At 47.2% G+C, this 13773-nt stretch carries 15 protein-coding genes; 1 reads left to right on the top strand and 14 read right to left on the bottom strand.

The genetic code is table 11. The annotated features are described in order from the left end of the window. Nucleotides 1–5: 5 nt before the first annotated feature. The 14 genes from MKA69_RS04690 to MKA69_RS04625 form a co-directional block, all read right to left on the bottom strand. Nucleotides 6–395, bottom strand: coding sequence for a F0F1 ATP synthase subunit I (locus MKA69_RS04690; protein WP_000226750.1), 390 nt, complete (start codon nucleotides 393–395; stop codon nucleotides 6–8). A gap of 189 nt (nucleotides 396–584) precedes the next feature. Then, the gene (locus MKA69_RS04685; protein ID WP_000166631.1) at nucleotides 585–1466 is read right to left on the bottom strand and encodes a ParB/RepB/Spo0J family partition protein; all 882 of its coding nucleotides are present in this window, start codon (nucleotides 1464–1466) and stop codon (nucleotides 585–587) included. A 23-nt stretch (nucleotides 1467–1489) separates the two neighbouring features. Then, the gene (locus MKA69_RS04680; protein WP_000516545.1) at nucleotides 1490–2263 is read right to left on the bottom strand and encodes a ParA family protein; all 774 of its coding nucleotides are present in this window, start codon (nucleotides 2261–2263) and stop codon (nucleotides 1490–1492) included. Nucleotides 2264–2277: 14 nt separating this feature from the next. Then, nucleotides 2278–2910: a 16S rRNA (guanine(527)-N(7))-methyltransferase RsmG gene (gene rsmG, locus MKA69_RS04675; protein ID WP_055028243.1), complete on the bottom strand. Its 633-nt coding sequence runs from the start codon at nucleotides 2908–2910 to the stop codon at nucleotides 2278–2280. Next, nucleotides 2910–4805, bottom strand: coding sequence for a tRNA uridine-5-carboxymethylaminomethyl(34) synthesis enzyme MnmG (gene mnmG, locus MKA69_RS04670; RefSeq protein WP_000965603.1), 1896 nt, complete (start codon nucleotides 4803–4805; stop codon nucleotides 2910–2912). The genes rsmG and mnmG overlap by 1 nt, the downstream gene beginning before the upstream one ends. A 478-nt stretch (nucleotides 4806–5283) precedes the next feature. Further along, nucleotides 5284–5718 carry an FMN-binding protein MioC gene (gene mioC / locus MKA69_RS04665; RefSeq protein ID WP_000581308.1) on the bottom strand — a complete coding sequence of 145 codons (435 nt, stop codon included), beginning with the start codon at nucleotides 5716–5718 and terminating at the stop codon, nucleotides 5284–5286. 9 nt (nucleotides 5719–5727) lie between these two features. Continuing rightward, the gene (mnmE, locus tag MKA69_RS04660; protein ID WP_305847589.1) at nucleotides 5728–7089 is read right to left on the bottom strand and encodes a tRNA uridine-5-carboxymethylaminomethyl(34) synthesis GTPase MnmE; all 1362 of its coding nucleotides are present in this window, start codon (nucleotides 7087–7089) and stop codon (nucleotides 5728–5730) included. Between the two features lie 93 nt (nucleotides 7090–7182). Continuing rightward, nucleotides 7183–8808, bottom strand: coding sequence for a membrane protein insertase YidC (gene yidC / locus MKA69_RS04655; protein WP_000378225.1), 1626 nt, complete (start codon nucleotides 8806–8808; stop codon nucleotides 7183–7185). A gap of 2 nt (nucleotides 8809–8810) precedes the next feature. Continuing rightward, complete coding sequence (gene yidD, locus MKA69_RS04650) at nucleotides 8811–9068, bottom strand: membrane protein insertion efficiency factor YidD (RefSeq protein WP_001886301.1); 258 nt, start codon at nucleotides 9066–9068, stop codon at nucleotides 8811–8813. After that, nucleotides 9035–9358: a ribonuclease P protein component gene (rnpA, locus tag MKA69_RS04645; RefSeq protein ID WP_000957258.1), complete on the bottom strand. Its 324-nt coding sequence runs from the start codon at nucleotides 9356–9358 to the stop codon at nucleotides 9035–9037. Before rnpA ends, yidD begins: the two co-directional genes overlap by 34 nt. Before the next feature lie 45 nt (nucleotides 9359–9403). Then, nucleotides 9404–9541 (bottom strand): 50S ribosomal protein L34, encoded by a 138-nt coding sequence (gene rpmH, locus MKA69_RS04640; RefSeq protein WP_000044781.1) that lies wholly within the window; start codon nucleotides 9539–9541, stop codon nucleotides 9404–9406. A 241-nt stretch (nucleotides 9542–9782) separates the two neighbouring features. Next, on the bottom strand, nucleotides 9783–10520 hold the full coding sequence (locus MKA69_RS04635) for an amino acid ABC transporter ATP-binding protein (protein WP_305847588.1): 738 nt from the start codon (nucleotides 10518–10520) through the stop codon (nucleotides 9783–9785). Then, nucleotides 10517–11188 carry an amino acid ABC transporter permease gene (locus MKA69_RS04630; RefSeq protein WP_158120156.1) on the bottom strand — a complete coding sequence of 224 codons (672 nt, stop codon included), beginning with the start codon at nucleotides 11186–11188 and terminating at the stop codon, nucleotides 10517–10519. The genes MKA69_RS04635 and MKA69_RS04630 overlap by 4 nt, the downstream gene beginning before the upstream one ends. A gap of 77 nt (nucleotides 11189–11265) precedes the next feature. Beyond that, on the bottom strand, nucleotides 11266–12018 hold the full coding sequence (locus tag MKA69_RS04625; protein WP_305847587.1) for an amino acid ABC transporter substrate-binding protein: 753 nt from the start codon (nucleotides 12016–12018) through the stop codon (nucleotides 11266–11268). Between the two features lie 311 nt (nucleotides 12019–12329). On the opposite strand from MKA69_RS04625, the gene dnaA reads away from it, so the two are divergent. Beyond that, nucleotides 12330–13733 (top strand): chromosomal replication initiator protein DnaA, encoded by a 1404-nt coding sequence (gene dnaA, locus MKA69_RS04620; protein WP_188963016.1) that lies wholly within the window; start codon nucleotides 12330–12332, stop codon nucleotides 13731–13733. Nucleotides 13734–13773 lie beyond the last annotated feature (40 nt).

The following is a 13773-nucleotide window of genomic DNA, read 5'->3' as shown; positions in this document are numbered from 1 at the left end:
TCATCCTATTTTTTGTTGTTAATGAATAGCACTGGCGCACAGATATTGATACCTAGAGCCAGCAAATAGGTTAGCTTCAGTGGAACAAGTTCCAACTGCATATACATGTAGGCAACGGAAAACAGAACTATGGTGATCAGTATTTTCAGCGCTTCGCCCGTATAAAACGAAATCGCGACCATTTTTAGCGCTCGCGCCCCTGCAAACAGGAAAGCACAAAACGCAAAAACAGCATTAGCAATGACAAAAATGCCACCACCAATCAACGCTGAAAGTCCCCAATCACCATTTACAGTCACTGCAAACGCAGCCGCCACAATCATAACTGCACTGAACTGGATCAATAACAATCGCTTTGCAAGCTCTCGTCCTTGCCTCGCTAGCACAGCTACCATGTATTCTTACCTCTAGTAATCACCACAGCTCGAACCGCTTTTTCGTACTGGGAAATTGGCGAAAATTATACGGTGGCATCAACTGATTGCAATGAAAACACCGCAAAAAGTTACAATTTTGCATACAATCCGACAACTTTCGCATAAACAATGTGAATTATCACAATTGATTTAAATCAATTATCTCACTTAGTTTTGTAGCTTGGCAATCAGTAGCTCTAATTTGTGAGGTTCATCAAGACTAATAGTCACTTTGGATTTACCGTTTGGAGATCTCACTATAGAGACTTTTGCCGCTAATTTCTCACTTAAATTTTGTGACAATTGTTGTGTTTCTAGGTCTTCTGACACGTTTTTTGCGTCAGATGGGTCACTTAAACATTTTTTTACAAGTTGTTCAGTTTGACGCACTGTCATCTGCTTCTTCGCAACTTGTTGAGCTATTTCAACTTGTTGTTCACCTTCTAACATCAACAGCGCGCGAGCATGACCCATTTCCAGTTGCTTAGTTTCTAGTAAACGCTTTACATCGTCACACAGTTGGTTAAGGCGCAGCAAGTTCGTCACTGTCGTACGTGATTTACCGATCACGTCAGCCACTTGCTGGTGGGTTAGGCTAAATTCATTTTGTAAACGATCCAAAGCTTGGGCTTCTTCCATCGCGTTCAGATCTTCACGTTGGATATTTTCGATCAAGGCCATGGCGATTGCCGCACGATCTTCCACTTGTTTGATCAAACAAGGCACTTGTTTTAGGCCCGCTTGTTTAGCCGCACGCCAGCGTCGCTCACCAGCGATAATCTCATAACCACCCGTTGATAAGTGGCGTACCACTATCGGCTGAATAATCCCTTGCGATTGAATCGAAGCCGCCAACTCTTCCAAGGCTTCAGGTGAAAGATCTTTGCGTGGCTGATAGATACCAGGTTTAAGGTTAGAGATGGACAAATCCGCCAACTCACCTTCGGTAGACATTGACTGGCTAAGTGAAGCGACTTGTTGCTTTTCGCGAGCCAACGAACTGGTGGCCAGCAGTGCATCCAGCCCTTTTCCTAAACCACGTTTAGTCATGTATACGAATTCCTATAGTTGTTTTATGCGGGAATTTCTTCGCGACGTAACATTTCGCCAGCCAATGCCAAATAGGCTTTGGCTCCTGCGGATTGTTTATCGTAATACATCGCTGGCTTACCATGACTTGGCGCTTCCGCCAAACGGACATTACGTGGAATGACCGTACGATAGACTTTACTACCAAAGTGCTTTTTCAATTGATCGGACACTTCATTGGCCAAACGGTTACGCGGGTCGTACATGGTACGCAATAAGCCTTCAATCTTGAGGTTATCATTGACCACCGCGGCAAGCTTGCTAATCGTATCCATTAACGCGGTTAAGCCTTCCAACGCAAAATACTCACATTGCATAGGAACCAGCACGGAATCTGCTGCTGCCATGGCGTTGATTGTAAGGAGGTTTAAAGAAGGCGGACAATCGATAAAGATGAAATCATAGTTATCACGCACTGGCGCCAAGGCATTTTTCAAACGTACTTCGCGGGCAAAGACTTCCATCAGTTTGATTTCAGCGGCAGTGACATCGCCATTAGCGGCGATTAAATCGTAATGACCAGTGGTTTTACGACAAACCACTTGATCAAAGGGCGCATCTTCAACTAACAGCTCATAAGCTGTGGAATCAACCTGATATTTATCAACCCCACTCGCCATGGTGGCATTCCCCTGCGGGTCAAGATCGACGACCAATACTTTGCGTTTGGTGGCGGCCATAGAGGCTGCCAGATTAATACAAGTTGTTGTTTTCCCAACTCCGCCTTTCTGATTGGCGATTGCTACGATTTTACCCACGGTATGCCTCGCTGTTATCCCTTGCGCGATAAGATTACAAGATGACGCTCACCTTCCAACTCAGGAACTTGCAAAGCTTTGATATCGGTCACAGAACACCATTCAGGGAGTAGGGTGATTTCGTCATCAGGCCTTACTCCTTTTAGCGCAAAAAAGACACCACTTCCGGCTTTAGGCAAATGTTGGCACCAATTCACCATATCTGTCATCGACGCAAATGCTCGACTTAATACGGCATCAAACCCTTGCTCCGGATCGAAATCTTCGACTCGACTCTGCACAGGCAACACGTTGGTGATCTTGAGTTCGTGGATCACTTGTTTGAGAAAACGGATCCGCTTACCTAGACTATCAAGCAGAACAAACTGCTTGTCTGGGTGCATGATCGCCAGAGGGATCCCAGGTAACCCAGGTCCCGTCCCAACATCAATAAAACGCTCACCATTTAGGTGTGGGCTGACAACCAAACTATCGAGAATGTGTTTCACCAACATTTCCATTGGGTCACGTACTGAAGTCAGATTGTATGCTTTGTTCCACTTGTCGAGCAGTTGAACATACCCCACCAACTGCTCACGTTGCTGCTCAGACACTGAGAGTGTGGTCTTGCTGATCAGGGCGTCTAGTTTGACTCGTAACGGATTCATTACGCCGCTTCTCCCTTTTTCAGCATGCCGTGTTTTTTCAAGTGAACCAACAAAATGGAAATAGCCGCAGGAGTGATCCCTGAAATACGCGAGGCAATACCGATTGTTTCTGGTTTTGCCGTGCTGAGCTTGAGAACCACTTCGTTAGAAAGTCCTTTAACTTGCTTGTAGTCCAAGTCAATCGGTAGCTTGGTATGTTCATGGCGCAGCGATTTTTCAATCTCATCTTGCTGACGCTGAATGTAACCATCGTATTTGACTTGAATCTCAACTTGTTCTGCAGCTTCACTATCTTCCAGAGCTGGCGTGTAAGCCGGCAAAGTCGTCAGTAACTCATAAGTCATTTCTGGACGACGCAACAGATCTTCCCCGCTGGCTTCACGCGACATTGGCGTTTTTAGCAGAGCATTGAGTTGTTCTACGCCAACCGAGTTTGGATTCATCCACGTTTCTTGCAGGCGCTGACGCTCTTTGGCCATATTGTCGATTTTTTGGTTGAAACGCGCCCAACGCGCATCATCCACGAGACCAAGTTCACGTGCTTTTTCAGTTAAACGTAAGTCGGCGTTGTCTTCACGCAGCAGCAAGCGATATTCCGCGCGCGAAGTAAACATACGGTAAGGTTCTTTGGTACCCATGGTTGAAAGATCATCAATCAATACGCCCATGTAAGCTTGATCACGACGTGGGCTCCAGCCTTCTTTGTCTTGACTGTACAAGCTAGCGTTCAAACCCGCCATCAAACCTTGCGCCGCCGCTTCTTCGTAACCAGTAGTGCCGTTGATTTGTCCTGCAAAGAACAAACCATGGATAAATTTGGTTTCATAGGTTTGTTTCAAATCACGAGGATCGAAGAAATCGTATTCAATCGCGTAACCTGGACGAACGATATGTGCGTTCTCAAAACCTTTCATTGAACGTACGATTTGTACTTGCACATCAAATGGTAAGCTGGTCGAAATGCCGTTCGGGTACAGTTCGGTCGTGGTTAAGCCTTCTGGTTCAATAAAGATCTGGTGGCTGTTTTTATCCGCAAAACGCATCACCTTATCTTCGATCGATGGACAGTAGCGTGGACCGATCCCCTCGATGATCCCAGCATACATCGGGCTGCGATCCAAATTAGCGCGGATCACATCATGGGTGCGATCATTGGTATGCGTGATGTAACACGGAATTTGACGTGGATGGTGCTCACGTTTCCCCATGAAAGAGAACACAGGAGTCGGGTTATCACCGTGTTGCGCTTCCAATACCGAGAAATCGACGCTATTGGCATCAATACGTGGTGGAGTGCCGGTTTTTAGACGATCCACGCGGAAAGGCAATTCACGCAAACGGTGTGCTAAAGCGATCGACGGAGGATCTCCTGCTCGACCACCAGAAAAGTTTTCTAAACCAATGTGGATCTTACCGCCAAGGAAGGTTCCTACCGTCAACACCACGGCTTTGGCATGAAATTTTAGGCCCATTTGGGTGACCACACCACGAATGTGATCGTTATCAACGATCACATCATCAACAGCCTGTTGGAACAGGGTGAGATTAGGGGTGTTTTCCAAAACATTACGCACATACGCTTTATACAGCGCACGATCCGCTTGCGCACGTGTTGCTCGTACCGCAGGACCTTTTGAGGCGTTAAGTGTTCGAAATTGAATACCTGCGTGATCGATAGCTTGTGCCATCAATCCGCCCATTGCATCCACTTCTTTGACTAAATGTCCTTTACCGATCCCACCAATCGCTGGGTTACAGGACATTTGGCCTAGGGTATCAATATTGTGCGTAAGAAGTAACGTACGCTGTCCTGTACGTGCTGCAGCGAGGGCGGCTTCCGTTCCTGCGTGACCGCCACCAACCACAATGACGTCAAATGTTTCGTGATAAAGCATGAACGACCTCAGGTATTCATTGAGACTATGGGTTAACAAAAGAGGCGTATTCTAACCTCTTTCGATTGGCGAGAGAATCGCTTTCCTGCTTTTTCCGATCCTGAGAGGTAATTAAATATATATAAAGATCTATATAGAGATCTTTTTATTAGATCTACTATTAAGGAGTAGGATCTTTGTGGATAAGTTAAAAATGATCAACAAGATCATGCGGATTGAGATGATCAGATCATGTGATCAAGCACTGATCTGATCATGGATTAGCTGGGATCAAAAATGGTGGTTATACACAGGCGGTGGTGAGGATAAAAGTTATTCTTTGGATAACTAAAGGAAGATCACCGGATAATACTATAGTTATCCACACAAGAGTTGCTTAAAAAAGCAACATTCGATTTTCGGTGGATACTCTTTTTATCCACAGTAAATAAAAAAGCGGCCTGAACAGCCGCTTGTGATATGTATAACGCGAGAGAGTTTAAAAGCGGTTAATCACACGCTTTAACCAAGCCTCTGCGGCATCTTCGGGTACTGGATGCTGCTGAATATCGATCGTAAAACAGTTGGCTAAAGGTTTTGCACCTATATCGGCTAGTAACTGGTAGGCATGCTTACCAGCAGCGCAGAAGGTATCGTAACTTGAATCACCAATAGCCACCACGGCGTAGCGTAGAGCGGCGGTATTAGGCGGTGTATCCTGCAGTGACTGGATAAAGGGTTGGATATTGTCTGGGTATTCACCCGCTCCGTGCGTTGAGGTGATGATCAACCAAGTCCCTTTTGCTGGGATGTCGTTAAACTTGGGTTGGTTGTGAATTTTGGTATCAAATCCCTGTTCTTGCAGTAGATCGCTGAGGTGGTCACCGACATATTCCGCACCGCCTAGGGTGCTGCCCGTAATGATATGAATCATAGCGTTACTCTATTTCCCAATACAGAATGATGAAAAAATCCGGCCAAGTAGATCATCAGAGCTGAACTCGCCCGTAATTTCGTTAAGGTGCTGTTGAGCGATACGTAGCTCTTCCGCAAGGATTTCTCCAGCCATATAGCCTTCGAGCTGTTGTTGGCCAATATCTAAGTGTTCTGCTGCGCGTTCTAGGGCATCAAGGTGGCGACGACGAGCCATAAAGCCTCCTTCTTGATTACCGGCAAAACCCATACACTCTTTAAGATGCTGACGTAGTGCATCGACACCGTGACCGGTTTTCGCAGAAAGGCGGATCAAGGTGGGTTGATTGACATGGCAGATCCCGAGCTGCTCACCCGTTTGATCTGCTTTGTTGCGGATCACCGTGATCCCAATATTCTCTGGCAGTTTGTCAACAAAATCAGGCCAAATGTCTTGTGGATCGGTCGCCTCTGTGGTGGTGCCATCGACCATAAACAGCACGCGGTCGGCTTGGCGTATTTCTTCCCACGCACGTTCGATGCCTATCTTTTCTACCGCATCAGAGGCATCACGTAGCCCTGCGGTATCGATGATGTGCAGTGGCATACCATCAATATGGATATGCTCGCGCAGGACATCACGAGTGGTTCCTGCGATGTCTGTGACGATGGCTGACTCTTTACCGGAAAGTGCGTTGAGTAGGCTGGATTTACCGGCATTTGGGCGTCCGGCAATCACCACTTTCATCCCTTCACGCATGATGGCGCCTTGATTGGCTTCACGGCGCACTGCGGCGAGGTTGTCGATGATGGTTTGCAGATCGGCGGAAACCTTACCGTCGGCCAGAAAGTCGATCTCTTCTTCTGGAAAATCAATCGCGGCTTCAACATAGATGCGTAGGTGAATCAGCGATTCCACCAAGGTATGGATACGTTTGGAAAACTCGCCTTGCAGCGATTGCAGCGCAGATTTGGCAGCTTGTTCTGAGCTAGCATCAATCAAATCAGCAATGGCTTCTGCTTGGGTTAAATCCATCTTGTCATTAAGGAAGGCTCGTTCTGAGAACTCCCCAGGACGAGCAGGACGTACGCCGTTAATCTGCAGAATGCGTCGAATCAGCATATCCATGACGACTGGGCCACCATGACCTTGTAGCTCAAGAACATCTTCCCCTGTAAACGAATGAGGGTTGGGGAAAAACAGCGCAATGCCTTGATCGAGTTGTTGGCCATTTTCATCAGTAAAAGGCAAGTATTCGGCATAGCGAGGGCGAAGCATGCGTCCGGTGACCGTTTGTGCCACATGGGCTGCTAACGGGCCTGATACACGAATTATGCCGACACCACCACGGCCGGGTGCCGTAGCCTGCGCGACAATGGTATCTGTTGTCATAGTGTTACCTGAACAGGATTAAATTAGGCTCATTGTAATCAGCAGCCAACAAAAAGGCGACCTTTTGGCCGCCTCTTTCTTACTCAGTTAAACTTACTTGGAATGTAAGCCTTTCTTCTCCAGCGCTTTATAAATCAGCGTTTGCTGGATAAGAGTTACGATGTTTGATACCAACCAGTACAGAACGAGTCCTGATGGGAACCACAGGAAGAAGAAGGTAAACATGACTGGCATGAAAGTCATGATCTTCTGCTGCATTGGATCGGTAACCGTTGTTGGGCTCATCTTCTGGATCACGAACATACTTGCACCCATCAGGAGTGGCAGGATGTAGTAAGGATCTTGTGCTGACAAGTCATGAATCCAACCAAAGAATGGAGAGTGACGCAGTTCTACCGACTCCATCAGTGCCCAGTACAGCGCAATGAAAATCGGCATTTGCAGTACGATCGGTAAACAACCACCGAGTGGGTTTACTTTCTCTTTCTTGTACAGCTCCATCATCTCTTGGCTCATGCGTTGACGGTCATCGCCAATACGTTCACGCATCGCTTGCAGTTTCGGTTGCAGCATGCGCATTTTCGCCATTGAAGTGTATTGTGCTTTGGTCAGTGGATACATTGCACCACGTACGATGAAGGTTAAGCAGATGATGGCCACACCCCAGTTGCCAACAAAGCTCTGAATCACAGACAGCAACCAGTGCAGAGGTTTTGCAATGAACCATAACCAGCCGTAGTCCACCACCAGATCAAGGTTAGGCGCCACGGCTGCCATTTTGTCTTGCAGTTTTGGGCCTACCCATAAGGTGGCTTCAAACTCTGCTTTATCGCCGTTCGCAATAGTCTTGTTCGGGGTACGGATACCGATATCGCCCAAGTTGCTGATCACGCGTGAGTAAAGTTGAGCTTGAGGCTCATTACGAGGGATCCATGCCGAAGCAAAGTAGTGCTGGATCATCGCTGCCCAGTTTACGGTTACATCGTTTGGTGCGCTAAGATTGCGATCTTTCATATCGTCGAAGCTGTACTTCTTGTAACGAACATCGCTGGTTGAGTACGCACCACCACGGTAAGTTGGCATGGCTAAGTTGCCACCAGAATCGAGCAGATTTTGGCGCAGGTGGGCATACATACCTAAAGTCGCAGGGTTGCCAGAGTTGTTGGCTACATCAAACACCACATCCACAGCGTAACTACCACGCTTAAGAATGAAGGTTTTGGTGTAATCGATGCCGTTGGCTTGATAGGTCATAGGAATGCGTAGTTCATCTTGGCCTTCGGCCAGAGTGAAACTCTCTGCATTCACTTGATAAGCAGGGCGGTTATTGCTAGTTACATCAATGCCTTGTGGGCCGACTAAACCACTTTGAGCAATAAACTGATGACCTTGGGTGTTTTGCAACAAGACAAAAGATTCAGCAGAATCGAGTTCTTCAGCATATTGATTCAGTTTTGCGCTGACGATATCGCCACCGAGCGTATCAATAGACAGAGTCAGTACATCGCTAGTCACGGTGATGGTTTTAGCCTGCGCTGCTGCATTTTGTGCAGGCGTTGGATCTAACTCATCTGAAAATGAAGGTGCATCAGCTGCGCCTGTGGATTGGGCTTGCTGTGTCGCTTGCGGTGCAGGATTCTTCGCTACTTGCCATTGTTGAAACAGCAGAAAAGAAACCAATGCCAGAGCGATTAACAAGATATTACGTTGAGAATCCATCGTTATTTATCTCTGTCTTGTTTTTGGACTGGTGGAACGGGGTCAAAGCCCCCTTCGTTCAAAGGGTGGCATTTTAATAGACGTTTGGTGGATAACCAACATCCTTTTATAAAACCGTGAGCTCGCAGCGCTTCTATCGCATACGTGGAACAAGTTGGAGTGAATCGACAGCGTGGGCCGATGAGTGGACTAATGAACCACTGGTAAAGTTTTACAATACCAATGGCTAACCACGAGAAGGGCGAGAGAGGCGTTGCCATAGTTTGCCAAGCAAGTTAAACAGTTCTTCATTGCTCAAATCTTGCGCGCTCTTTTTAGCAATGACAACAAAATCTTTATGAGCTAACTGATTTTGATGTAAGCGAAAGCTTTCTCGGCAGAGACGTTTGAAGCGGTTACGACCTACGGCCGTTTTTATTTGCTTTTTAGGAACTGCAAGTCCCAAACGAGGATGAGAAAGATTATTTGCGCGTGCGATGATTGTGAGATGAGGAGAACCAGCACTGTGAGCTTGCTGGAAGACTTTTTGATAATGTTCGGGAGTTAACAAACGTAACTCCCGATTGAATGCGTACGTACTCAAAATAATTCGAGATTATTTTGAAAGGCGCTTACGGCCTTTTGCACGACGTGCATTCAGAACTTTACGACCGTTCGCAGTCGCCATGCGAGCACGGAAACCGTGAGTACGCTTGCGCTTCAGAACTGAAGGTTGAAAAGTGCGTTTAGACATGATGTTACCTTTACTGATCAGTAGTTTTAGGTTCTTGGTTAACCCGGCGTGGGCATTAAGGTCTTCACTGAAGACGCCGACGCCTCTCAACAAAGAGGCGGAATTGTAATCACTGTCACAAAAGGTGTCAATGATTGGGTTTTCCCCAGTCAGAACTTACTCAATGAGAGAGTTCATTCTGGTTGCCGCTTTATTTCCGGTCGGCCGATTATACGGACAAACCGCAAAATCTCAAGGATCCTTAACGGATCCCGACTTGATTAAGAAATTTTCTTAAGCGTGGATCCTGTGGATGGTCAAAAATATCCTGTGGAGAACCTTGCTCAACAATGTTTCCTTGTGCCATGAAGATCACCCGTTCCGCCACTTCTTTAGCAAACTGCATTTCATGGGTGACCACCAGCATGGTTTGGTGCTGAGTCGCCAATTTTTTCATCAGAGCCAACACTTCACCCACCCATTCAGGATCGAGCGCGGAGGTGGGTTCATCAAATAACAGCAGTTCGGGCTGCAGCGCCATCGCACGGCCAATCCCAACCCGTTGCTGCTGGCCACCCGACAGTGCCGCAGGGTAACTATCCCCTTTGTCACCTAAGCCAATGTCATCGAGAATTTGCTGCGCTCGTTGGTGTGCTTGATCTTTTTTCCAGCCACGTACCGTGATCAAAGCCTCTGCGATATTTTGCCGCGCCGTTAAATGAGCGAATAACGCATAGTTTTGGAACACAAAGCCAGTCTTACGGCGCAGTGCGAGCACATCGGTTTTGGTATGTTTTTGGGTATCGACGGTGAGTTCATCAATACTGATGCTGCCTTGATCGGCTTGCTCAAGAAAGTTTACGCAGCGTAGTAGAGTGGATTTACCGGTACCACTAGAGCCGATGATGACCACGATTTCTCCGCGTTGGATTTCAAGATCAATACCTTTTAGCACTTCACTGGTACCAAACCTTTTGTGGATATTCTTCAGTTTAATCATCGTGCATACGCCTTATTGAGTTTCTGCTCAGCCCAAGATTGCAAGCGAGTTAATACCAGCACCACCACCCAATAGATGAGAGCAACCGCCAAGAAGGCTTCGAAGAAGCGGAAACTGGATGAGGCTTCCATTTGCGCTTTGGCCATGATCTCTGCTACGCCAAGGGTAAACGCCAGCGAGGTTGATTTGATCATATCAATGAAGTAGTTCATCAATGAAGGTAAAGCCACCCGTGCCGCTTGCGGCAAAATGATCCGGCGCATCGCTTGTGAGGTCGTCATCCCCACCGATAAGCTGGCTTCCATCTGACTGCGATCAATACCGATGATCGCGGCGCGAATACTTTCGGCCATGTAAGCAGCAAAATGCAGGGTTAAACCGATCACTGCCGCGCTAAAAGCATCGAGCCCCACTAATGGCGGGAAAATTTGTGGTAAACCGTAGTACAGCAAAAACAGTTGCACTAACAGCGGAGTTCCACGAAAGAAGCTGATATAGAGTTGGCTGAGGGGATCCAGAACCGGCACTTTGAACACTCGAATATTGGCTAAAATCAGCGCCAGAATCAGCGCGAAAACTAGCCCCCAACTCGCCATTTCCAGAGTCGTACCCAGATATTTGAGCAAGATTGGCAGCAGCTCAAGCATGTAGTGAAAGTCAAAACCCATCTGCTTTCCTTCCTAAAATAATCAAAGGTGGGAAAGTCCCACCTTTATAGAATAGAGTCTAGCTTGGTGAAGCAGAATTATTGCGAGATATCGGTACCAAACCATTTGATTGCGATCTGGCTTAACGTACCGTCAGCACGCATGGCGGCGAGCGCTTTATTGACTTCACCTTGCAGTTGCTGACCTTTTTCGTTATTCACAAATGGCCACGCGTTTTCGATAGTTTCAAACGGTGAACCCGCGAGTTGCAGTGGTAAACCGGTCTTTTCGATCAGCTCAAGCGCAGACAGACGATCCATCACAAACGCATCGGCACGGCCTAAAGCCACATCGTGTTCAATGCCGGTATCGTAGGTTTTGATGTTGATGTTGATTTTGCCGTCTTTATCATGGTTGCGCAGGAGCTGTTCAAAGTTAGAACCTAAATTAACCGCAACGGTTTTGCCCGCTAAATCGTCAATACCTTTAATCGCTTCATTGCCTTTACGCACCGTAATTTGTGCACCATCAATCACATACGGATCGGAGAATAGATATTTAGCCTTACGCGCATCTGTGATAGTGATTTGGTTAGAAATGGTGTCGATGCGCCCAGTTTCGAGCAGGCCAAACAAACCGGAGAAGTTCGCAGTAACAAACTCAACCTTATAATCATTACGTTTACCAATTTCATTCCACACATCCACTTCAAAGCCTTGCAGCTCGTCTTGTTTCACGAAGGTGAACGGGAAATAACGGCCCGACATGCCGACTTTCACCTCGGTAGCTGCCTGAACGGTGGCAGAAGAAAGGGCTAGGGCAGCCAGAGCGATGTTAAACAAGTGTTTCATTGTGTGACTCCTGTATAAATTATGTTTATATCCTACTGGCAATTAAATCATTAAAAGAAATAACCAGTAGTTATTAACAATAACTGATCAAAATCAAAAACATGGGGATAACTACTAAAGATCTTGAGATATGTGGATCTTTATGTGGGTAGCACGGGCAAAATGTGTGAGGATCTTAGTTATCGGTCGAAAAATAATGTGAATAACTTAGATCTTATTCACTGGATCGACGATCCAGCGCTGGCGATCTGAGTTATCAACAGGTAGAATTGCTCCTCTTTACCGATCGTTGATTTTTGAGTGAGGGAATCGTGTCATCTTCGCTATGGTTGCAATGTTTGCAACGGCTTCAGGAAGAGCTACCTGCCGCAGAATTCAGTATGTGGGTGCGTCCGCTTCAAGCGGAGCTCAATGACAATACTCTCACTTTATTCGCCCCGAACCGCTTTGTGTTGGATTGGGTACGCGATAAGTACCTCAATAACATCAATCGTCTGCTGATGGAATTCAGTGGCAATGATGTGCCTAATTTGCGCTTTGAAGTGGGTAGCCGCCCTGTGGTGGCGCCAAAACCTGCGCCTGTACGTACGGCTGCGGATGTTGCGGCGGAATCGTCGGCGCCTGCGCAATTGGCGCAGCGTAAACCTATCCATAAAACCTGGGATGATGACAGTGCTGCGGCTGATATTACTCACCGCTCAAATGTGAACCCGAAACACAAGTTCAACAACTTCGTGGAAGGTAAATCTAACCAGTTAGGTCTGGCCGCGGCTCGCCAAGTCTCCGATAACCCAGGTGCGGCGTATAACCCCCTCTTTTTGTATGGCGGCACCGGTTTGGGTAAAACTCACCTGCTGCATGCGGTGGGTAACGCGATTGTTGATAACAACCCGAGCGCTAAAGTGGTGTACATGCACTCTGAGCGTTTCGTGCAAGATATGGTAAAAGCCCTGCAAAACAACGCGATTGAAGAATTCAAACGCTACTATCGCAGTGTGGATGCCTTGCTGATCGACGATATTCAATTCTTTGCCAACAAAGAGCGTTCGCAGGAAGAGTTCTTCCATACCTTTAACGCGCTGCTGGAAGGCAACCAACAAATTATTTTGACTTCTGACCGCTATCCGAAAGAGATCAGTGGTGTAGAAGATCGTCTCAAATCGCGTTTTGGCTGGGGGTTAACGGTAGCGATCGAGCCGCCGGAGTTGGAAACCCGCGTCGCGATCTTGATGAAAAAAGCCGAAGATCACCAAATTCATCTGCCGGATGAAGTGGCTTTCTTTATTGCGAAACGCCTGCGCTCTAACGTGCGTGAGTTAGAAGGCGCGCTGAACCGCGTGATTGCCAACGCCAACTTTACCGGTCGCCCGATCACGATTGATTTCGTGCGTGAAGCGCTGCGTGACTTATTAGCGCTGCAAGAAAAGCTGGTCACGATTGATAACATTCAGAAAACCGTTGCCGAATACTACAAAATTAAAGTGGCGGATCTGCTCTCAAAACGCCGTTCGCGCTCAGTCGCTCGTCCTCGTCAATTGGCGATGGCACTGGCTAAAGAGCTGACCAACCACAGCTTGCCAGAGATTGGCGATGCGTTTGGCGGCCGTGACCACACGACTGTGTTACACGCTTGCCGTAAAATCGAGCAGTTGCGCGAAGAGAGTCACGATATCAAAGAAGATTATTCGAACCTGATTCGTACGCTTTCCTCTTAATTTGCGCTATGGTTAGCGCACTTGCGTATTTCGCTTTCAC

The organism is Vibrio sp. AH4 (assembly GCF_030710545.1).
Taxonomy (GTDB): domain Bacteria; phylum Pseudomonadota; class Gammaproteobacteria; order Enterobacterales; family Vibrionaceae; genus Vibrio; species Vibrio metoecus.
The sequence above is the reverse complement of the archived record's forward strand: the minus strand, read 5'-3'. Positions and strand labels throughout refer to the sequence as shown.

Excerpts from the sequence above, each read along its gene's own strand:
- MKA69_RS04690 (WP_000226750.1), bottom strand. The coding sequence starts at position 395 with ATGGTAGCTGTGCTAGCGAGGCAAGGACGAGAGCTTGCAAAGCGATTG.
- MKA69_RS04685 (WP_000166631.1), bottom strand. The coding sequence starts at position 1,466 with ATGACTAAACGTGGTTTAGGAAAAGGGCTGGATGCACTGCTGGCCACC.
- rsmG (WP_055028243.1), bottom strand. The coding sequence starts at position 2,910 with ATGAATCCGTTACGAGTCAAACTAGACGCCCTGATCAGCAAGACCACA.
- mnmG (WP_000965603.1), bottom strand. The coding sequence starts at position 4,805 with ATGCTTTATCACGAAACATTTGACGTCATTGTGGTTGGTGGCGGTCAC.
- mioC (WP_000581308.1), bottom strand. The coding sequence starts at position 5,718 with ATGATTCATATCATTACGGGCAGCACCCTAGGCGGTGCGGAATATGTC.
- mnmE (WP_305847589.1), bottom strand. The coding sequence starts at position 7,089 with ATGACAACAGATACCATTGTCGCGCAGGCTACGGCACCCGGCCGTGGT.
- yidC (WP_000378225.1), bottom strand. The coding sequence starts at position 8,808 with ATGGATTCTCAACGTAATATCTTGTTAATCGCTCTGGCATTGGTTTCT.
- yidD (WP_001886301.1), bottom strand. The coding sequence starts at position 9,068 with ATGGCAACGCCTCTCTCGCCCTTCTCGTGGTTAGCCATTGGTATTGTA.
- rpmH (WP_000044781.1), bottom strand. The coding sequence starts at position 9,541 with ATGTCTAAACGCACTTTTCAACCTTCAGTTCTGAAGCGCAAGCGTACT.
- MKA69_RS04635 (WP_305847588.1), bottom strand. The coding sequence starts at position 10,520 with ATGATTAAACTGAAGAATATCCACAAAAGGTTTGGTACCAGTGAAGTG.
- MKA69_RS04630 (WP_158120156.1), bottom strand. The coding sequence starts at position 11,188 with ATGGGTTTTGACTTTCACTACATGCTTGAGCTGCTGCCAATCTTGCTC.
- MKA69_RS04625 (WP_305847587.1), bottom strand. The coding sequence starts at position 12,018 with ATGAAACACTTGTTTAACATCGCTCTGGCTGCCCTAGCCCTTTCTTCT.